Source organism: Allosphingosinicella sp. (assembly GCF_035626655.1).
In the GTDB taxonomy this organism is placed as follows: domain Bacteria; phylum Pseudomonadota; class Alphaproteobacteria; order Sphingomonadales; family Sphingomonadaceae; genus Allosphingosinicella.
Window position 1 is genome coordinate 103316 of record NZ_DASPNF010000022.1, and the last position, 17885, is coordinate 121200.

At 70.7% G+C, this 17885-nt stretch carries 21 protein-coding genes; 16 read left to right on the top strand and 5 right to left on the bottom strand.

Features of this window, described 5'->3' with window-relative positions; genetic code table 11:
- Window positions 1-14: 14 nt before the first annotated feature.
- The 4 genes from VEC11_RS17320 to VEC11_RS17335 are packed head-to-tail and all read right to left on the bottom strand — an operon-like array spanning window position 15 to window position 2800.
- Complete coding sequence (locus VEC11_RS17320) at window positions 15-1307, bottom strand: flagellar hook protein FlgE (protein ID WP_464135131.1); 1293 nt, start codon at window positions 1305-1307, stop codon at window positions 15-17.
- Between the two features lie 48 nt (window positions 1308-1355).
- Window positions 1356-2036 (bottom strand): flagellar hook assembly protein FlgD, encoded by a 681-nt coding sequence (locus VEC11_RS17325; protein ID WP_464135137.1) that lies wholly within the window; start codon window positions 2034-2036, stop codon window positions 1356-1358.
- Window positions 2033-2443, bottom strand: a complete 411-nt coding sequence (flgC, locus tag VEC11_RS17330) for a flagellar basal body rod protein FlgC (RefSeq protein ID WP_464135142.1) — start codon at window positions 2441-2443, stop codon at window positions 2033-2035. Before flgC ends, VEC11_RS17325 begins: the two co-directional genes overlap by 4 nt.
- A gap of 3 nt (window positions 2444-2446) precedes the next feature.
- Window positions 2447-2800: a flagellar basal body rod protein FlgB gene (locus VEC11_RS17335; protein ID WP_464135149.1), complete on the bottom strand. Its 354-nt coding sequence runs from the start codon at window positions 2798-2800 to the stop codon at window positions 2447-2449.
- 192 nt (window positions 2801-2992) lie between these two features.
- On the opposite strand from VEC11_RS17335, the gene VEC11_RS17340 reads away from it, so the two are divergent.
- The 9 genes from VEC11_RS17340 to fliA all read left to right on the top strand — a co-directional run bounded on the left by VEC11_RS17340 (window position 2993) and on the right by fliA (window position 10007).
- The gene (locus VEC11_RS17340) at window positions 2993-3685 is read left to right on the top strand and encodes a motility protein A (protein WP_464135154.1); all 693 of its coding nucleotides are present in this window, start codon (window positions 2993-2995) and stop codon (window positions 3683-3685) included.
- Window positions 3682-4140 carry an OmpA family protein gene (locus tag VEC11_RS17345; RefSeq protein WP_464135159.1) on the top strand — a complete coding sequence of 153 codons (459 nt, stop codon included), beginning with the start codon at window positions 3682-3684 and terminating at the stop codon, window positions 4138-4140. Before VEC11_RS17340 ends, VEC11_RS17345 begins: the two co-directional genes overlap by 4 nt.
- A gap of 35 nt (window positions 4141-4175) precedes the next feature.
- Window positions 4176-4730 carry a flagella basal body P-ring formation protein FlgA gene (locus tag VEC11_RS17350; RefSeq protein WP_464135166.1) on the top strand — a complete coding sequence of 185 codons (555 nt, stop codon included), beginning with the start codon at window positions 4176-4178 and terminating at the stop codon, window positions 4728-4730.
- Between the two features lie 40 nt (window positions 4731-4770).
- Window positions 4771-5043 carry a flagellar biosynthesis anti-sigma factor FlgM gene (flgM, locus tag VEC11_RS17355; protein WP_464135171.1) on the top strand — a complete coding sequence of 91 codons (273 nt, stop codon included), beginning with the start codon at window positions 4771-4773 and terminating at the stop codon, window positions 5041-5043.
- Window positions 5043-5351 carry a hypothetical protein gene (locus VEC11_RS17360; protein WP_464135177.1) on the top strand — a complete coding sequence of 103 codons (309 nt, stop codon included), beginning with the start codon at window positions 5043-5045 and terminating at the stop codon, window positions 5349-5351. The genes flgM and VEC11_RS17360 overlap by 1 nt, the downstream gene beginning before the upstream one ends.
- A gap of 80 nt (window positions 5352-5431) precedes the next feature.
- The gene (locus VEC11_RS17365) at window positions 5432-6397 is read left to right on the top strand and encodes a lysozyme family protein (RefSeq protein WP_464135182.1); all 966 of its coding nucleotides are present in this window, start codon (window positions 5432-5434) and stop codon (window positions 6395-6397) included.
- A gap of 1 nt (window position 6398) precedes the next feature.
- Complete coding sequence (gene flhA / locus VEC11_RS17370; RefSeq protein ID WP_464135189.1) at window positions 6399-8495, top strand: flagellar biosynthesis protein FlhA; 2097 nt, start codon at window positions 6399-6401, stop codon at window positions 8493-8495.
- Window positions 8492-9301 carry a MinD/ParA family protein gene (locus VEC11_RS17375; RefSeq protein ID WP_464135193.1) on the top strand — a complete coding sequence of 270 codons (810 nt, stop codon included), beginning with the start codon at window positions 8492-8494 and terminating at the stop codon, window positions 9299-9301. The genes flhA and VEC11_RS17375 overlap by 4 nt, the downstream gene beginning before the upstream one ends.
- Window positions 9288-10007, top strand: coding sequence for an RNA polymerase sigma factor FliA (fliA, locus tag VEC11_RS17380; protein ID WP_464135199.1), 720 nt, complete (start codon window positions 9288-9290; stop codon window positions 10005-10007). The genes VEC11_RS17375 and fliA overlap by 14 nt, the downstream gene beginning before the upstream one ends.
- Before the next feature lie 88 nt (window positions 10008-10095).
- Here fliA and VEC11_RS17385 read toward each other — a convergent pair whose 3' ends face one another.
- Window positions 10096-10905, bottom strand: a complete 810-nt coding sequence (locus tag VEC11_RS17385; RefSeq protein WP_464135205.1) for a flagellin N-terminal helical domain-containing protein — start codon at window positions 10903-10905, stop codon at window positions 10096-10098.
- 246 nt (window positions 10906-11151) lie between these two features.
- Here VEC11_RS17385 and VEC11_RS17390 point away from each other — a divergent pair, with 246 nt between their 5' ends.
- The 7 genes from VEC11_RS17390 to VEC11_RS17420 are packed head-to-tail and all read left to right on the top strand — an operon-like array spanning window position 11152 to window position 17884.
- A complete protein-coding gene (locus tag VEC11_RS17390) occupies window positions 11152-12390 on the top strand; it encodes a sigma-54 interaction domain-containing protein (RefSeq protein WP_464135573.1) in 1239 nt (412 codons plus the stop codon).
- A 10-nt stretch (window positions 12391-12400) separates the two neighbouring features.
- Window positions 12401-12754 (top strand): flagellar hook-basal body complex protein FliE, encoded by a 354-nt coding sequence (fliE, locus tag VEC11_RS17395; RefSeq protein ID WP_464135210.1) that lies wholly within the window; start codon window positions 12401-12403, stop codon window positions 12752-12754.
- Between the two features lie 6 nt (window positions 12755-12760).
- Window positions 12761-14494 (top strand): flagellar basal-body MS-ring/collar protein FliF, encoded by a 1734-nt coding sequence (fliF, locus tag VEC11_RS17400; RefSeq protein ID WP_464135214.1) that lies wholly within the window; start codon window positions 12761-12763, stop codon window positions 14492-14494.
- Window positions 14487-15524, top strand: coding sequence for a flagellar motor switch protein FliG (fliG, locus tag VEC11_RS17405; RefSeq protein ID WP_464135219.1), 1038 nt, complete (start codon window positions 14487-14489; stop codon window positions 15522-15524). Before fliF ends, fliG begins: the two co-directional genes overlap by 8 nt.
- Window positions 15517-16143, top strand: a complete 627-nt coding sequence (locus VEC11_RS17410) for a FliH/SctL family protein (protein WP_464135223.1) — start codon at window positions 15517-15519, stop codon at window positions 16141-16143. The genes fliG and VEC11_RS17410 overlap by 8 nt, the downstream gene beginning before the upstream one ends.
- Window positions 16140-17468 (top strand): FliI/YscN family ATPase, encoded by a 1329-nt coding sequence (locus tag VEC11_RS17415; RefSeq protein ID WP_464135230.1) that lies wholly within the window; start codon window positions 16140-16142, stop codon window positions 17466-17468. The genes VEC11_RS17410 and VEC11_RS17415 overlap by 4 nt, the downstream gene beginning before the upstream one ends.
- Window positions 17465-17884, top strand: coding sequence for a hypothetical protein (locus VEC11_RS17420; RefSeq protein ID WP_464135236.1), 420 nt, complete (start codon window positions 17465-17467; stop codon window positions 17882-17884). The genes VEC11_RS17415 and VEC11_RS17420 overlap by 4 nt, the downstream gene beginning before the upstream one ends.
- Window position 17885: the final 1 nt, after the last annotated feature.

Genomic DNA, 17885 nt, shown 5'->3' on the forward strand with positions numbered 1-17885 from the left:
CGTCCCGCGTTCCGTTACGAGCGCAGGTTGATGATCGACTGGTCCATCGAATTGGCGGTCTCGATGGCCTTGGCGTTCGCCTGGAAGTTGCGCTGCGCCGCGATCAGGGCGACCAGCTCCTCCGTGATGTCGACATTGGCCCGCTCGAGCGCGCCGGACTGGATCCGGCCGAAGGCGTCGGAGCCGGCCTCGCCGACGATCGCGTCGCCGCTATTGCCGGTCACCGTCCAGCGGCCGTCGCCGCGCTGGCGAAGCCCGGCCGGATTGGAGAAATTGGCGATCAGCAGCTTGCCCAGCGCCTGGGTCGTGCCGTCGGTGAAGCTGGCGGTGACGAGCCCGTCCTCGCCGATCGAGACGTCCGAGATCTTCGCGGAGGCGATGCCGTCCTGGTCGATCGCGGCGATGTTGAAGGCGCCCGCGGCCTGGCGCGTGGCGGTGCCGAAATCGATAGTGATCGCCAGCGGCGCCGAGGCCCCCGAGGGGAAAACGCTGGAGAAGGCGACCGGGGTCGTCGGCGAGGTCAGCGTGCCCGTGGCGTCGAAGGTCAGGGTCGCCGGCACCGGGCTCGGCGAGCCGGTCGTGGCGGAGGCCTCCTCGTTGCCGATGAACATGTGGACGTCCCAGGTGTCCGTGCTGTCGCCCGCGGCGACCGAGCCGGTGCGCACGAAGTAGAGCGTCGCGGACTGGGCATTGCCCTCGCTGTCATAGACGGTCTGCTGCTGCGAATAATTGTAGCTGTTCGGGTCCAGCCGGTCGAAGCCATAGGGATTGGACGGGCTGTAGACGGCGCGGTCCTCCGGCTTGTCGGCGGTGATCGGCACGTTGGCGGTCAGCGAGATCAGGCTGGTCGCGCGCGGCGTGCCCGAGGTCAAAGGCAGCTGGATGTTGCGCGAGGCGGCGAGGCCGCTCGCCGTGACATTGCCCTCGGCGTCGACCGGCAGGACCTGCACATAGCCGCCATTGCCGTCGACCAGGTAGCGCTGGCCGTCGACCGAGAGGTTGCCGTTGCGCGAGAAATAGGTGGTGCCGCCGTTCAGCGCGTCGCGGGTCACGAAGAAGCCGCTGCCCGAAATGGCGAGGTCGAGGTCGCGCGCGGAGGTCTCGAAGCCGCCCTGCGTGAACTGCTGCTGGATGCCCTTCAGGCGCGTGCCCTGGCCCGCGGTCGTGCTCGACGCGGGCATGATGTCGCCGAAGAAGGTGCGGCTGCGCTTGAAGCCGATCGAGCCGACATTCGCGATGTTGTTCGAGATGGTCGACAGGTCGGTCTGGGCGCCGCGAAGGCCGGAGAGCGAGGTGTAGAAGGACATGGCAGGACTCCTTGGGTGATCCGTGCGAAGGGGATTTGGGCGATAGTGTCAGGCGAGGCGGATGGCCGCGCTCGGTTCGAGCAGGCCGAGGCCGGTCACGAGCCGGCTCTCGCCGCCTGCGGCCGGGGACTGGATGCCGCCGATCGAGGTCCAGGTGGCCGTCGCCGCGTTGCTGGTCTGGCCGTTCTTCGTGGCGGTCACGATCATGCGCAGCGGGCCGCCGGCAATATATTCGCCGGCCTCGTTCTTGCCGTCCCAGGTCACGGCGACATTACCCGCCTGCTGCGAGCCCATCGTCTCGCTGTGGACAACGGCGCCATTGGCGTCCTGGAAGCTCACGGTGACGCTGTCGGCGCCCTCGGGGAGCGAGAATTCGCCGGCATAGGTGCCGTCGCGCAGCGGCGTTGCGATGTCGGATTCGACGAGCATCGAATGGCCGATCCAGCTCGCCGCGTCGCTGAGGCGGCTGCCGCCCAGCGAGGTCGCGATCCGCTGCAGGCTCTGGTTCATCTCGGCGATGCCGGCGACCTGCGAGAATTGCGCCATCTGCGCGACCATCTGCGTGTTGTCGACGGGGTTGAACGGATCCTGGGTGGTGAGCTGCGTGGTCATCAGCCGCAGGAAGTCGTTCTGGTCCATCGACCCGGCAGGGTTGGTGTTGCTGACCGCATTCTGGGTCGGCAGGTTGGTCACGTTATGGGCGTTGTTGATTGTGTCGATAATGCTCATTGTCCGAGCCTCAAAGTGTCGAGGGTGAGGGTTTTGGCGGTCTGCAGGACCTGCACGTTGTTCTGGTACTGGCGGGCGGTCTCGACCATGTCGATCAGCTCGGCGGCGGTATCGACGCCGGCCTCCCAGACGTCGCCATTGGCGTCGGCCAGGGGGTGCTGCGGATCGTGGCGGCGGGTCGGCTCGACGCCGGCGCGGACGACGCTGTCGACGCGCACGGTGGCGATGCCCGGGCCGCCCTCGACGCTCCGGAAGACCGGGCGCAGCGCCTGGAAGGCGCCCTCGCGCGTGGAGGAGACGGAGCCGGCATTGGCGAGGTTCGACGCGGTGGTGTTCAGCCGCACGAGCTGCGCGGACATGGCGCGGCCGGCGATGTCGAACACGTTCATCGGGCGATTGGTGTTCATGGCTTATTCCCCCTTGAGGGCGCGGCGGATCGTCGAGATCCGGCCTTCGAGGAAGGCGAGGGTGGTGCGGTATTGCATCGCGTTCTCGGCGAAGAGCGTCTGCTCGGTGCTGAGCTCGACCGTATTGCCGTCGATCGACGGTGTGATCGGCACGCGCCAGGCGACCGCCTCGCCCGCGGCCCGGTCGGCGCTGTAGCCGCGCGAGGCCAGGCTCATCGCCCGGTCGAAGTCGATGTCGCGGGCGCGATAGCCCGGCGTCGCGGCATTGGCGATGTTGGAGGCGAGCAGGTTCAGGCGCTGGGACCGGAGGGTCAGCGCCGTGCCGTGAATGCCGAACAGGCTTTCGCCATTGGCCATGTGCATTCCCCTAAAGCTCGGCCCCCGCCCGCCGTTAAATTGACAGGCAAGGGGCGCCGGTCTGGATGAAGCAATGATCGTGCCAATTCTGGCCTGCTGCCTGACCGGCACCCTTGCGCAAATATGGGGCAGCGTAGAACCGGCAAAGTCTTGCCGGTGCCGGCAGTTTCCTGCCGGGGGCGGGAGGGACGAGTGATCGACGTCGTGGATCGGTTTTTCGACCCTCTCGCCTTCTCCGTCGTGCTGGGCGGGACGATGGTCGTCACCTGGATCTCGGCGACCGGCAAGGATGGCGGCCGCGGCTTCGGCGCCCTCATCCCTTTCTTCCGCGCGCGCCCCGCGCGCGACGCCGAGCGCGCCGACGAGGCGGTGCAGCGCATCCGCCATCTTTCCGAATATAAGGGCACGCTCTGCGCCGACCGGGTGAAGACGCCGGTCGACTTCGTCCATCGCGCCGCCTGCCGGCTCGCCGATGCCGACAGCGCCGAGAAGTTCGCGGTCTGGGCGCGCGAGGAGCTGGAGGACCGGCGCGCGCGCCACAAGGCGGCGATCGGGCTGTGGCGCTATGCCGCCGAGGTGGCTCCGGCCATGGGCATGATCGGCACGGTGATCGGCCTGATCATGATGTTCGCGACGATGAACGATGCGTCCGCGATGGGCCCGGCCATGGCGATCGCGATGCTGACCACGCTCTACGGCCTGATCCTCGCCTTCGGCATTGCCGGGCCGGTCGCGGCGCGGCTCGAGCGGCTGTCGGAGGCGGAATGCGCCTGGCAGGCGCGGGTGGCCGAGCGCCTGCTCGCGCTCGCGCGCGCGGAAGAGAAAGCGCTGGCCGAGGGGGCCTGGCGCGAGCGTCCGGTCCATCCGCTGCGGCGCTCCGCATGAACCCGCTGCCCCTGCCCCGCTGGGCCGTCAGCTTCGCCGATCTGGTGCTGCTGCTGCTCGGCTGTTTCGTGATGCTGCACGCCATGCAAGCCTCGCGGCCGACCGGCGCCGGCGCGGCGCCTGTTGCGGCGCGGGCCGCAGCCCCTGCGGCACCCGTCCGCGCGTTCAGCGCCGCCGAAGTGTTCCAGCCGGGCGAGGCGCTGCTCAGGCCCGAGGCGCGCGAGGCGCTGCGCGCCGAGGGCGGGCGGCTCGCCGGCCGACCGGTCCGCATCCTCAGCAGCGGCACCGGCGAGGAGGGGGGCCGGCTGGACCGCTTCGAGCTCGCCGCCGCCCGCGCCGCCGCGGTCGGCCGGGCGCTCCGCGAAGGCGGCCTCGCCGAGCGCGACATCGCCATCGTCATGGCCGAATCCGGCACGCCCGGCGCCGGGCAGACCATCGCGATTTCCCGTCGCTGAGCGGTTTGGCACGGCCATTGCTTAAGTTGCTCCAAATGCCTGGAGTGACCGTCATGCTGCCAATTTTCCGACGCCTCGCCTTGCTGCTCGTCATGCTCGCCGTGCCGCTTCCGGCGCTGGCGCAGAGCTTCGAGAATCTCGAAATGCTGGACAATCGCGTCGCCGCTGCGCTCGGCGCCAATATCGGCGAGCCGGGCGGCGCGACGACCCCGATCGACCGGCGCCTCCGCCTGCTGGCCTGCCCGCAGCCGGTCGAGATCGGCGAGCCGATCGCCGGCGCGCTCGCGGTGCGCTGCCTGCCGCTCGGCTGGCGCATCCGCGTCTCGATCGTCGGTAGACCCCAGGCGAGCCAGGCCGCGGCGAGCCCGTCCCGCGCGCAGGCGCGGCCCGAGCCGGTGGTGCGCCGCGGCGACCAGATCGAGCTGGTCGCGATCGCCCGGGGCTTCACGGTCAGCACGCTCGCCACGGCCGAGCAGGACGGCGCGCCGGGCGACCGGATCCGCGTCCGCACCGAGCGGCGTGGCGCGCCGGTCATGGGTCAGGTGCTCGAGGACGGCCGGGTCGCCTTGCCAGGATTTAATGGATTGTGAAAATCGCCGTTACTACTCCCAGGGGAGAAAGGACCAGACGATGATCGACGGTGTTGGACAGGGCGGCGCAGGGCGTATCGACGCCGCGCGCCAGGACAAGGGGGCCCCTGTCGCCTTGCCCCGCGGCCAGAGCCCGCGCAGCGCTGAAGGCACGGTGCAGAGCGCCGTGCTCGAGCTCGTCTCGGGCGGCGCCCCGGTCGACAGCTCCCGCGTCGAGGCGCTTCGCACCGCGATCCAGAATGGCCGCTATCCGGTCGATCCGGACCGGATCGCCGCGCGCATGCTCGACGTCGATCTCCCCCGGCGCGGCTGATGCAGCTCGCCATCCTCGATACTCTGGCCGGCTCGCACGAGGCGCTGATCCGCGCGCTCGACGGCGACGACCTGGCCGGGATCGAGCGGGCCACGGCCGCCCTGGCCGAGGCCGTCCACGAAGCGCGCCGCCATGACTGGCACGCCGCGCCCGACCTCAAGGAACGCCTGCTGAGCCTCGCCGCTCTGGCCCAGGCCGCCCAGATCCGCGTCAATTTCCTGACGGACATGATCCGCCGCCGCGTCGACGCCGCGGCCGCCCTGCGCGGCGCCCAGCCGCAGATGACCTACTCCCCGCACGCCGCCTGAGGGCACCCGCTCCGGCCCGCCGCTGAACCGGCGGTTTGGCACGCTCCTTGCTCAGATGTCCCTCGAACGAAAGGGACGTCATGAATCCGACGACGATCGGCAATGCAGGCAGTGGAGGTGGGGGCGATCGGGTCACCGCCGCCATCCAGCTTGCGTCCGCCCATACCGGCGTCCAGTTCGGCTACCTGCTCAACCAGGCCCGGCTGGAAAGCGGCCTGAACCCCAATGCCCGCGCCCGCACCTCGAGCGCGACCGGGCTCTTCCAGTTCATCGACCAGACCTGGCTCGGCATGGTCCGCCAGCACGGCGCCGGGCATGGCCTCGGCTGGGCCGCCGCCCAGATCCGCCAGGGGCCGAACGGCCGCTTCTACGTCGCCGACCCGGAGATGCGCCGGCAGATCCTCGATCTGCGCCGCCAGCCCGAGGCCGCCTCGGCCATGGCCGCCGAATATGCCGCGGACAATGGCCGTTTCCTTGAGAACCGGCTCGGCCGCCGGATGGAGCCGGTCGACCTCTACCTCGCCCATTTCCTGGGCGCGGGCGGGGCTGCGCGCTTCCTGCGCGCCCATCAATCCTCGCCCGATGCGCCCGCCGCGGTGATGCTGCCGCAGGCGGCCCGCGCCAACCGGCCGATCTTCTACAATCGCGACGGCTCGATGCGCAGCTTTGCGGAGATCCGCGCCCGCTTCGCCGAGAAGATCGCGACGGGCAACCATGGCGGCGGCGGCAGCCATGCCCCCGCTCCGGTCCGCCAGCGCCCGCCGGCCCCGTCCTTCCTCGAGGGGACGGTCCGCGCCGCCGCGCTTGACATGCCGCAGCTGCCGCGCGCCGCGACGCTGGACGCCAATCCGCTCGATTCCGCCGAGCAACGCGGCCTGGACGCCGACGCGCTCGCCTTCGCCAGCCTCAACCTCGGCAATCCGAACGCGATCGATCCGGACACCTTGCTCGAGCTGGGCCGCGACCGCGGCCGGGCGGCGGGCCCGTCGCCGCGTTACGCGCGGCTCGCCTATCTGATGCTCGCGCAGCTGGGAGGCCAGGTCTAGGATGAACCGGTCGATGTGGCTGAGCGCGTCGCGCGGAGCGGTCCTGCCGATCGCCATCCTGCTGCTCGTCTCGCTGATGGTGGTGCCGATCCCAGCGACCTTCCTCGACATCGGCTTCGTCGCCAACATCATGATCAGCCTCGCCGTGCTGATGGTGGCGCTGAACGTCGCCAAGCCGCTCGATTTCTCCTCCTTCCCGACGGTCCTGCTGTTCGCGACCCTGCTCAGGCTCGCGCTCAACGTCGCCTCGACCCGCGTCGTCCTGGTCAACGGCCATGAGGGCTCGGCTGCGGCCGGCCATGTCATCGAGGCCTTCGGCAGCTTCCTGATCGGCGGCGATTATGCCGTCGGCATCTTCGTCTTCATGATCCTGATGATCATCAACCTGATCGTCATCACCAAGGGCGCCGGCCGCGTCTCCGAGGTCTCGGCGCGCTTCACCCTCGACGCCATGCCCGGCAAGCAGATGGCGATCGACGCCGATCTCAACGCCGGCCTGCTCACGCCGGAAGAGGCCAAGAGCCGCCGCCAGGAGATCGCCACCGAGGCCGATTTCTACGGCTCGATGGACGGTGCCTCCAAGTTCGTGAAGGGCGACGCGATCGCCGGCGTGCTGATCCTCGTCGTCAACATCCTGGGCGGCCTGATCCTCGGCGTCGCCAGCCACGGCATGACGCTCGGCAATGCCGCGTCCAATTACGTGCTTCTGGCGATCGGCGACGCGCTGGTCGCTCAGGTGCCGGCGCTTCTGCTCTCCATCGCCGCGGCGTCGATCGTCACCCGGGTCTCCTCGCCCTTCGACCTGTCGGGCCAGATCACCCGCCAGTTCGGCCTTGCCGGCGCCTGGCTGCCGGTCGCCTGCATCCTGCTCTTCCTCGGCCTGCTCCCCGGCATGCCGCATTTCACCATCCTGCCCTTCGCCGGCCTCGCCTTCTTCATCGCCCACCGGCTGCGCAAGGCCGCAAAAGCCCGCGCCCTCGCCGAAGCGGCGCCGAAGGAGGAGCCCGTCGCCTCGCCGAGCACGATCGGCTGGGACGAGGTGTCGGACGATGCCGCGCTCGGCCTGGAGCTGGGCTTCGCCTTGGTCGGCCTGGTCGACGAGCGCAAGGGCGCGCCGCTCATGGCCCGGATCACCGGCATCCGCCGCCAGCTCTCCCGCGAGCTCGGCTTCGTCGTGCCCCTGGTGCGGGTCCGCGACGAGCTCACCCTCTCGCCGAACAGCTACCGCATCTCGGTCGCCGGCGTCGTCGTCGCCGAGGACGAGATCTTCCCCGACGATCTGCTCGCCCTCGACAGCGGCGACCTGATCGACCGCGTCCAGGGCCGGCCCTGCAAGGACCCGACCTTCGGTCTCGACGCCGTCTGGATCAGCCCGGCGCAGCGCGCCGAGGCGGTGGTCGCCGGCTATACGGTGGTCGATCCGGCCACCGTCGTCGCTACCCATCTCAACCAGGTCGTGCAGGCCGCCGCGGCCGACCTGTTCGGCATGGACGAGGCGCAGAAGCTGCTCGACGCGCTGAAGGAAAGCGCGCCCCAGCTCGCCGCCAACCTCGTCCCGCAGCCGCTCAGCCTCGCCGCTCTGGCCGGGCTCTGCCGCGCGCTGCTGGCCGAAGGCGTCCCGCTCAAGGATTTCCGCCGCATCGCCGAGGCGATGGCCGACGCCGCCCGCACCGAGGCCGATCCCGTCCAGCTCGTCGAGGAGGTCCGCCAGCGGATCGGCGCGCTGATCGTGCAGACGATCGTGCCGGTCAGGATGCCGCTCCCCGTGGTCACGCTCGATCCGGGCCTCGAGCATCTGCTGAGCCAGGCCGTGCGCAGCGGCCAGGGCGCGGTCCATCCGATCGAGCCGGGCCTCGGCAACAAGCTCGTCCACGCGATCGGCGAGGTCGCCGGACCGCTGCTGTCCGAAGGACGCCGCTTCGCCGTCGTTACCTCGCCGATCGCGCGCCGGGCGCTCTCTCGCCTGCTCGCCCCGCACGTCCCCGACGTGCCGGTCCTCTCTTTGCTCGAAATCCCCGACAGCAAGCCTGTCGAGGTCGTCGCCATCGTCGGCGGCGAGCCCGAGCGTCCGCTTCTTCAATCGGAGGTTGTTGCGTGATTCCCTTCCCGACCCGTGCCCGCATCATTTCGGTCGCCTCCGGCAAGGGGGGCGCCGGCAAGACCAATGTCAGCGTCAATCTTGCCGTCGCCTTTGCCCAGGCCGGCGACCGCACCCTCCTGATCGACTGCGACATGGGCCTCGCCAATGCCGCGATACTGCTCGGCATGCCGTCGGCCTGGACGATCGGCGACCTGCTTGCCGGCCGCTGCGGCCTGGACGACCTCCTCCAGACCGGCCCCGCCGGCCTCCGCTTCCTGCCCGGCCATAGCGGCACCGGGACCGGCTCCACCCTTTCCGCCGCGGAACGCGCGCGCCTGATGGAGGCGCTGCAGCCGCACCTCGCCGATTACGACCAGGTGGTGATCGACACGGGCGGCGGCCTCGAGGCCTCCGCGCTCGCTCTGGTCGCCAGCGCCGATACGCCGCTCATCGTGCTCACCCCGGAGCCGACCAGCTTCGTCGACGCCTATGCGGTGGTGAAGGCGCTCAACGTCGCCCACGGCACCAGCGATTTCGACATCGTCTGCAACATGGTCCGCCACGACGTCGCCGCCCGCCAGCTCTTCGACCGCTTCCGCGCGATCGCCGGCCGGTTCCTCGACGTCGAGCTCAATTATGCCGGGGCCATCCCGACGGACAATTATGTGAAGGAGGCGGTGCTCCGGAAGCGCTGCGTCGTCGAGATCTTCCCGGGCGCCCCGGCCTCGCGCGCCTTCGGCGCGCTGGCCCGGCGCCTCGCCCTGCCGGCCGCGGCCATGCCGCCGGAGCGGATTTTCGCGGAGGTGAGCCATGGCGCTCATTGATCCGCAGCATACCTATGCCAGGCAGGCGAAGCCGACGCCGGAGGCGCTGGTGCGCACGCACATGCCTCTGGTCCGCCGGATCGCCTGGCACGTCCATGCCCGCGTCGCCTCGGCGATCGACGTCGAGGATCTCGCCCAGATCGGCATGGTCGCGCTGGTCGAGGCGGCGAACGGCTTCGAGGACCGGGGCCATGCCTTCGCCACCTATGCGACCCTGCGCGTCCGCGGCGCGATGATCGATCATCTCCGCCGCCACGCCACCATCTGCCGCGCCGCGATCCAGCGCCGCCGCGAGCTGGCCCGGATCCGCTCGCGGCTGGAGGGCCGGCTCGGCCGCGCCGCAAGCGAGGCCGAGATGGCCGAGGAAATGGGCCTCGCCGCCGCCGATTATCGCGCGATGGTCGACGACAGCCAGGCCGTGCAGCAGGAATCGATCGACGAGGTCTATTCCGATCATTCGATGTGGTTCGCCGACGTCGAGGAGCGGGCCGACGACGCGATCGACCGCGAGCGCCTGCAGGGCGCGATCGCCGAGGCGATCTCCTCCCTGCCCGAGCGCGAGGCGATGGTCCTCCAGCTCTATTTCGTCGAGGAGATGAACCTGGAGGAGATCGGCCAGACGCTCGGCGTCGGCGCCGCCCGCATCTGCCAGATCAAGAAGGCCGCGCTCGACCGCGTGCGCGCCGATCTTCGGGACTGGGCCTGACGAGGCCGCCTGCGACGAAAGGATCAATCAAAGAAAAGCCCGGCGCGGGGGTCCGCGCCGGGCTCTCTTTTCTCCGCTATCGGTGGGGTTAGCGGAGCAGGCTCAGCACGTCCTGCTGGCTCTGATTGGCCTGGGCGAGCATCGCAGTCGACGCCTGGCTCAGGATCTGGGCCTTGGCGAGGTTGGTCGTCTCGGCCGAGAAATCGGCGTCCTCGATCCGCGACCGCGCATCGCTGAGGTTGGTGACCTGATTGCTCAGGTTGTTGACGACCGACTCGAGGCGGCTCTGGCCGGCGCCGAGCGAGGCGCGGGTCACGTTGACCGCATCCAGCGCGGCGTCGACATCGGTCAGCGCGGTGCCGGCGCCGGAAGCGTCCGAAATATCGGAAGCCGAAGCGGCGGAGACGTCGAGACCGGTGATCGTCAGCGTGGTCGTGTCGCCCGAGTTGTAGCCCGTCTGGATGGAGACGGTGACGTCGCTCGAACCGAACACCGCGACGTCGTTGAACGTCGTGTCGGAGATGATCGCGTCGATCTGGGCGCCGAGCTCGGCAACTTCCGCCTGCAGGTTGGCGCGGTCGTCGTCCGAATAGGTGCCGCTGGCGCTCTGCACCGCCAGCTCGCGGATACGCTGCAGCATGTTGGTGACTTCGTTGAGCGCGCCGTCCGCGGTCTGCGCGAGCGAGATACCGTCGTTCGCGTTGCGGATGGCCTGGTTCATGCCGCGGATCTGCGACGTCATCGAGCTCGCGATCGCGAGGCCGGCGGCGTCGTCCTTGGCAGAGTTGATGCGCTTGCCGGTCGACAGGCGCTCCATGGCAGTCTGGAGGGCCTGGTTGGCGACCCGGCTGCCGTTCTGCGCACGAAGCGCAGCCGTATTGGTGTTGATGACAGTCATTCTACGGTTCCTTTCCCGCTCATTCGCGGCTGACCGGGTCATCCCGTCGTGCCACGATGCAGTTAACGGCTGGCCTGCCACGGGCTTTAATCGTCGAAAGTTTCAGGCGACGTTTTTTCGACGCGCACCGTCAAATGGCCGACGTTTCTTCTGCCCCTGTTCAGAACCCGCAAGAGAGCGGCAAGAAGCCGGCGGCAATTGGCACGGCGCTTGCACCTCCCGGATCGAGTGAATCCCGGGGGTATGATGATCGGCATCAGCGAAAAGGTCGCAGAGGCAAATCCGGCGCTGGCAGCTGTGCTGGCCGGCGCCGGCCTCGCCTCCGCGATTTTCGCGTCCGAGCAGGGCTGGGCCAGGGGCCTCGCCGTGTTCGCGCCCGAGGAGGAGGCCTGCGCCGCCCCGTATGATTTGATCCTCGATTATGGCGCGCGCACCCCCGCCTGGACGCGCGCGACGATGAACGCGCCGGCCCGCCTCGCCTTCGGCCCCGACGACCTCGCCTTCGGCAATGCGCTGATCGCCGAACTGCTCCGTCCCAATGGCCGCCCGGCCTGCGGCGAGGCGGCGAGCGCGGCGACGCTCGACTTCGCCGCCCGCATCGCCGCCAGCGACGCCTCGGTGCTGCTGCTCGGCGAGACCGGCACGGGCAAGGAAGGCCTCGCCCGCTACATCCATCTCTGCTCCCCGAGAGCGCACGGCCCGTTCACCGCCGTCAATTGCGCGGCGCTCCCCGAGTCGATGCTCGAGGCGATCCTGTTCGGCCATCGCAAGGGCGCCTTCACCGGAGCCGGCGCCGACGGCGAGGGCCTGTTCCGCGCCGCGGACGGCGGCACCCTCCTGCTCGACGAGATCGCCGAGATACCGCTCGCCCTCCAGGCCAAATTGCTCCGCGCCATCCAGGAGCGCGAGATCCTCCCGGTGGGCGCCGTCCGCCCGGAGCCGGTCGACCTGCGCATCATCGCCTCCGCCAACCGCGACCTCGCCGCCGAAGTCGCCGCCGGCCGCTTCCGCGCCGATCTCTACTGGCGGCTCAACGTCATGCCGGTGAATCTGCTGCCGCTCCGCGAGCGCGCCATGGACATCCCCGCCATCGCCGCCGCCATGCTCGTCCGCCACTGCCCGCCCTCCGCCCCCTTCGCCTTCCCGACCCCCGCAGCAATGGCGCGGCTCGCCGCCCACAGCTGGCCGGGCAATTGCCGCGAGCTCGAGAACGTCCTCCAGCGCGCGATCCTGCTGCGCGGCGGCGAGCGGATCGAGGCCGGCGATCTCGTCATCGACGGCGCCCCCGCCGCGCCGGCCAATGCGCCCTTCCACTTCCCCGCCCCGCTCTCGCTCGACGAGGCCGCCCGCACCGCCGAGGCGCAGGCGATCCGCGCCGCGCTCGACGAGGTCGGCGGCCACCGCCTCCGCGCCGCCCGCCGGCTCGGGATCAGCGAACGCACCCTTCGATACCGGCTCGCCGAAATGCGCGCCGTGGCCGCCTAGGAGATAATGGATGACCATCGATGCAAGCCGGCTGATGGCGATGCGAAGCGCCATCCTCGAACAGAACAGCGCCCTGCAGCGTGCCGCCGGCCTCGCCGGCAGCGGCCAGCCGGGCACGATCGGCGGCCCCGAGGCGACCCGCCCGGGCGGCTTCGGCGACGCGCTGCAGACGGCTTTGCGCCAGGTCAACGAAAGCCAGGCCCGCGCCTCGGCGATGACCGAGGCCTATGAGCGCGGCGAGACCACGGACATCGCGGCCGTGATGCTCTCGCGCCAGCAGGCGTCGCTCGGCTTCGAGGCGACCCTGCAGGTCAGGAACCGCCTCCTGACCGCCTACAAAGACATCATGTCCATGCCGGTGTAACGAGCCATGACCGATACCACGCTCAACGATCTCACGCCCGTCCCCCCGCGCAGCGCCGCGCCCTTGCGGTCCGGCGGCGCCATGCAGGGGGTGCGCGGCTTTCTCGCCCAGCCGGCGGTGGCGCGCAGCCTGCCCCTGCTCGGCTTCCTCGGCGTGCTCGGCATTGCCGCCCTGATCTGGATGACGGTCGCGGCCGCGCCCAGCCGCACGCTCTTCACCGGTCTCGCCGACGGCGACAAGGCGGCGGTGGTCGAGGCGCTGAACAGCGCCGGCATCGCCAATTCGATCGACCGCGACACCGGCGCAATCCAGGTCTCCGACGACGATTATCACCGCGCCCGCATGGCGCTCGCCTCGCAGGGCCTGCCCCGCGGCGGCACCAGCGGGGCCGACGTGGTCGCCGACATGCCGCTCGGCGCCAGCCGCGCGGTCGAGGCCGAGCGGATCCGCGCGGCGCGCGAAGCCGATCTCGCCCGCACCATCGAGGCGATCGACGTCGTGCAGACCGCGCGCGTCCATCTCGCCGCGGAGCAGCCGAGCGTCTTCGTGCGCACGCGCAGCAATGCCGCCGCCTCGGTCATGCTCACCTTGTCGTCCGGCCGCACGCTTGGCGACGACCAGGTGCAGGCGATCGTCAATCTGGTCGCTTCCTCCGTCCCCGGCCTCGCGCCGGAGGGCGTGTCGGTGATCGACCAGAACGGCCGTTTGCTGTCCCGCACCGGCGGCAGCGGCCCGGGCGCCGCCTCGGAGCGGCAGCTCGCCATCCAGAACCAGGTCGAGGACCGCGCCCGCCAGGCGATCACCACCTTGCTGACCCCGATCGTCGGTGCCGGCAATTTCACCACCGAGGTCAGCGCCGAGATGGACTTCTCGGAGACCCAGTCGACGCGCGAGGGCTTCCCCGAGAACCAGCGCGCGATGACTGCCGAGGAAGGCCAGGTCTCGGCCGAAGGCGGTGCCGGCGCAGGTGCCGCGGCCGCGGGCGGCGTCCCGGGCGCGCTCTCCAACACCCCGCCGCCGGCCGCGCAGGTCGCCGCGGCCCCCGGCGGCGCGGTCTCGGTCCCGGCCCAGGGCGCGCCGGCCGGCGCCGCTCCGGCCGTGCCGGGTACGAACCGCACCGAGAATTACAACCGCAGCTACGCCGTCGGCCGCGAGGTCTCGGTGACCCGCGCCCAGACGGGCACGGTCCGCCGCCTCAGCGTCGCCGTCGCCCTGCGCAATCCGGAAGGGCGCCCCCGCGACATCCGCGAGATCCAGAATCTGGAGCAGCTCGTGAAGGGCGCGGTCGGCTTCAACCAGGCGCGCGGCGACGTCGTCGCGATCACCTCGCGGCCCTTCGCGGCCACCGAGGAGGCTGCGCCGAGCTGGTGGGAAGCCGGCTGGGTGTCGCTGGTCGTGCGCAACCTGACCGCCTTGATCATCGCCCTGCTCGTCATCTTCGTCTTCGCCAAGCCCCTGCTCCGCAAGACGCAGGCCGCGCTCGCCAACCGCGCCGTCGCCGGCAAGGCCAGCCGCACCCGCGTCGGCGGCGAGATCGCCAATGCGATCGCCGACCGGGTCGATCGCAGCAGCGGCACCGAGCTCGACGTCAAGGTGTCGCTGGAGATGATCGAGGCCACCCGCGACTATGAGGCGCGCGCCGCCCTGATCCGCGCCTTCGTCCGCCAGGACCCCGCCCGCGCCGCGCTCGTCGTGCGTGATCTCATCCGCACCGAATCCGGAGCCGAGCGCAATGGATAATCTCGAAACCTCCGGCTTCTCCAGCAACGGCCCGGCCGCCGGGCCGAGCGGCAGCGACGCCGCCGCCATCCTCCTGATGATGCTCGGCGACAGCGAGGCCGCGGAGATCCTTTCCTATCTGGAGCCGGACGAGGTCCAGCATCTGGGCAGCGCGATGTTCAACGTCGCCGACGTCTCCGAGGACCAGGTCGAGGGCGTGTTCAACACCTTCATGACCCGGACGCGGCAGCGCACCTCGATCGGCTTCGGCGCCGCGCCGCGCATCCGCGCCGTCATGGAGCACGCCCTGGGCGCCGAGCGCGCCGAGAATGTGCTCGCCCGGATCACGCCGCCGACCCGCAGCCGCGCGCTCGAGCCGCTCCGCTGGATGGACGCCAAGACCATCGCCGCCCTGATCGCCGAGGAGCATCCGCAGATCGCCGCGATCGTGCTCGCCCATCTGGAGCCCCCGATCGCCGCCGACGTGCTGCAGCTGCTCCCCTCGGACGTCCAGCCCGACGTCATTTTCCGCGTCGCCAAGCTGGAATCGGTGAGCGCGGAGGCGATCGAGGAGCTGGAGAAGATCCTGGTCCGCCAGGTTGCCCGCGTGAACACGGCCCCCGCCGCGTCGCGCGGCGGCGCCAGCGAGGCCGCCAAGATCATGAACAACCTGCGCCCGGGCTCGGACAAGACGATCATCCGCAGCCTCGGCAAGCTCGACAAGCAGCTCGCCCAGCGGATCGAGGACGAGATGTTCGTCTTCGAGGATCTGATGGAGCTGGACGACAAGAATCTCGGCATCCTGCTGCGCAACGTCGAGAACGACATGCTGGTCGTGGCGCTCAAGGGCGCCGACGAGAAGCTCCGCGAGAAGATGCTGGGCTGCATGTCGGCCCGCGCCGCGGATTCGATCCGCGACGAGATGGCCGAGCGCGGCCCGCTGCGCCTCGCCGAGGTGCTGGAGTCGCAGAAGGAGGTGCTGGCGATCGCCCGGCGCCTCGCCGATTCCGGCAGCCTGATGCTCGCCGGCCGGGGCGACGATTATGTCTAGGCTGCTGCGCGCCATCGATGCCCAGGCGGAGAGCCTCGGCAGCTTCGTCCTCAGCCACCGCGAGGTCGGCTTCCGGCCGCGCAGCGCCGAGGGCGGCTTCACCGCGGACAATGACGAAGGCGCGCTGCCGCTGACCGCCGAGCAGGAACGCGTCCGGCTGGAGGAAGAGGCCTTCGCCGCCGGCCATGCCGAGGGCCGCCGCGAGGCCGAGTTGGACTATGAGGCGGAGCGCGACGCGCTCGCCCGCCTCGCCCAGTCGCTGCAGGTGCTCCGGCCCGAGCCGGCCAATGCTCTCGCCCTCTTGCTCGCCGAGACCGTCGACCGGCTCGTCCGCGAGGTGGTCGGGCAGGTCGAGATCGACGGCAATCTGCTCGTTGCCCGCGCGCAGCAGGCGGCGGCCCTGGTCGCGCGCGACGTCGAGCCGAGCAAGCTGCGCGCCCATCCGGACGACATCGTCCATCTGGAGCGCGCCGGCCTGTCAATGACTCTGGAGGCCGATCCCGCGCTCGCCCGCGGTTCGATCGTGCTCGAGACCGGCCATGGCTGGATCGAGGACGGCCCCGCCGTCCGCCTCGAGCGGCTGCGGGCCGAGCTGGACCGGATGGGGACGCCGCAATGACGATGCTCCTCGACCGCGCCCGCAACCTGGTGGACCATGTCCGCGTCGGCGAGACCGGCCCCCGCGTCGTCGGCCGGCTCGCCGCCTATGACGGGCTGATGCTCGAGGCGACCGGCTTCACCCGGCCGATCGGCGCCGGCGCGCGCATCGTCTCCGCCGGCAACCAGGTCAGCCGGGCCGAGGTGGTCGGCTTCCGCGGCGACCGCACCCTCCTCATGGCACTGGACGGGGCAGCCGCCCATGCCAATGGCGCCCGCGTCGAGCCTGATGCGTCGAGCGCAATGGCCGAGGTCGGCCCCGCTCTGCTCGGCCGCGTCGTCGACGGGCTCGGCAATCCGCTGGACGGGCTCGGCCCGGTCGGCGCGGTCGACAAATGGCCGCTGCACGGCGTCCAGGACAATCCGCTCTCGCGGGCCCGCGTGACCAAGCCGTTCGACACCGGCGTGCGCGCCGTGAACGCGATGCTGACCGCCGGCGTCGGCCAGCGCATCGCCATCGTCGCCGGCTCCGGCGTCGGCAAATCCGTGCTGATGGGCCAGATGATCGCCGGCGCCGACGCCGACGTGATCGTCGTCGGCCTGATCGGCGAGCGCAGCCGCGAGGTCTCTGACTTCCTGGCTACCAAGCTGCCGCCCGAAGTCCGCCGCAAGGCCGTGGTGGTCGCCGTCCCGGCCGACCATGCGCCCTTGCTTCGCCTCCGCGCGGCGATGCGCGCCACCGCCATCGCCGAGGATTTCCGCGCGCGCGGCCTCAAGGTCCTGCTGCTCGTCGACAGCCTCACCCGCGTCGCCCACGCGCAGCGCGAGATCGGCCTCTCGCTCGGCGAGCCGCCGACCGTGAAGGGCTATCCGCCCTCCGCGCTCGGCCTGATCCCGAAACTGGTCGAGCGGGCCGGCGCCGACGCGCTGACCGGCGGCTCGATCACCGCGCTCTACACCGTGCTCGCCGACGGCGACGACACGTCGGACCCGATCGTCGACGCCGCGCGGGCGATCGTCGACGGCCATATCATCCTCTCGCGCGGCCTCGCCGAGCAGGGCGTCTATCCGGCGATCGACATCGGCAAGTCGCTGTCCCGCGTCATGGCCGACATCGTCACGCCCGAACATGCCCAGGCGGCCGCCGGCTTCCGCCGGCTCTGGTCCGCCTTCGAGGAGAATCGCGACCTGATCCTGATGGGCGCCTATGCGCCGGGCAACGATCCCCTGATCGACGAGGCGATCGTCCGCCGGCCGGAATTGCTCGATTTCCTCACCCAGCCGCAACTGGAGCGCGCGCCCTATGACGCGTCTGTCGCGGGCCTGATCGGGCTGATGGCGTCATGAGCGCCGCCCTTCGCCAGCGCCAGCGCATCGTGAAGGTCCGCCGGATCCAGCATGCGCTCGCCGCCAATGCCGCGGCGACCGCCGCCGGCCGGGTGCGCTCACTGGAACTGTCGCGCGAGCGCCTCCAGCAGATGCGCGCCGAGCTGAAGCCGGTCGCGGGCCCGACCTCAGGCCAGGCGCTCGCCCAGATGGGCGAGCTCGCCATGCGGCTCGACAGCGCCCGCCTCGGCCTTGCGCCTACGATCGAATCCGCCCGCTCCGCCGCCGCCGTGCGCGAGGCCGAAAGGCTCGCCGCCCGCCGCGACCAGGAGAGCGCCGAGAAGCTCGAAAATATCGCCTATCGCGCCGCCGAGGAGCTGGCGGAACAGAAATTGCGCGGCACCTTCCGCCGCCGCGCCCGGGTTCAGGGAGACTGAG

Coding starts and splice junctions, on each gene's coding strand:
- fliG (WP_464135219.1), top strand. CDS start 14,487: ATGGATAATCTCGAAACCTCCGGCTTCTCCAGCAACGGCCCGGCCGCC.
- VEC11_RS17385 (WP_464135205.1), bottom strand. CDS start 10,905: ATGACTGTCATCAACACCAATACGGCTGCGCTTCGTGCGCAGAACGGC.
- flhA (WP_464135189.1), top strand. CDS start 6,399: ATGAACCGGTCGATGTGGCTGAGCGCGTCGCGCGGAGCGGTCCTGCCG.
- VEC11_RS17365 (WP_464135182.1), top strand. CDS start 5,432: ATGAATCCGACGACGATCGGCAATGCAGGCAGTGGAGGTGGGGGCGAT.
- VEC11_RS17420 (WP_464135236.1), top strand. CDS start 17,465: ATGAGCGCCGCCCTTCGCCAGCGCCAGCGCATCGTGAAGGTCCGCCGG.
- VEC11_RS17390 (WP_464135573.1), top strand. CDS start 11,152: ATGATCGGCATCAGCGAAAAGGTCGCAGAGGCAAATCCGGCGCTGGCA.
- VEC11_RS17335 (WP_464135149.1), bottom strand. CDS start 2,800: ATGGCCAATGGCGAAAGCCTGTTCGGCATTCACGGCACGGCGCTGACC.
- flgM (WP_464135171.1), top strand. CDS start 4,771: ATGATCGACGGTGTTGGACAGGGCGGCGCAGGGCGTATCGACGCCGCG.
- fliF (WP_464135214.1), top strand. CDS start 12,761: ATGACCGATACCACGCTCAACGATCTCACGCCCGTCCCCCCGCGCAGC.
- VEC11_RS17360 (WP_464135177.1), top strand. CDS start 5,043: ATGCAGCTCGCCATCCTCGATACTCTGGCCGGCTCGCACGAGGCGCTG.
- VEC11_RS17320 (WP_464135131.1), bottom strand. CDS start 1,307: ATGTCCTTCTACACCTCGCTCTCCGGCCTTCGCGGCGCCCAGACCGAC.
- fliA (WP_464135199.1), top strand. CDS start 9,288: ATGGCGCTCATTGATCCGCAGCATACCTATGCCAGGCAGGCGAAGCCG.
- flgC (WP_464135142.1), bottom strand. CDS start 2,443: ATGAACACCAATCGCCCGATGAACGTGTTCGACATCGCCGGCCGCGCC.
- VEC11_RS17345 (WP_464135159.1), top strand. CDS start 3,682: ATGAACCCGCTGCCCCTGCCCCGCTGGGCCGTCAGCTTCGCCGATCTG.
- VEC11_RS17410 (WP_464135223.1), top strand. CDS start 15,517: ATGTCTAGGCTGCTGCGCGCCATCGATGCCCAGGCGGAGAGCCTCGGC.
- VEC11_RS17415 (WP_464135230.1), top strand. CDS start 16,140: ATGACGATGCTCCTCGACCGCGCCCGCAACCTGGTGGACCATGTCCGC.
- VEC11_RS17350 (WP_464135166.1), top strand. CDS start 4,176: ATGCCTGGAGTGACCGTCATGCTGCCAATTTTCCGACGCCTCGCCTTG.
- fliE (WP_464135210.1), top strand. CDS start 12,401: ATGACCATCGATGCAAGCCGGCTGATGGCGATGCGAAGCGCCATCCTC.
- VEC11_RS17325 (WP_464135137.1), bottom strand. CDS start 2,036: ATGAGCATTATCGACACAATCAACAACGCCCATAACGTGACCAACCTG.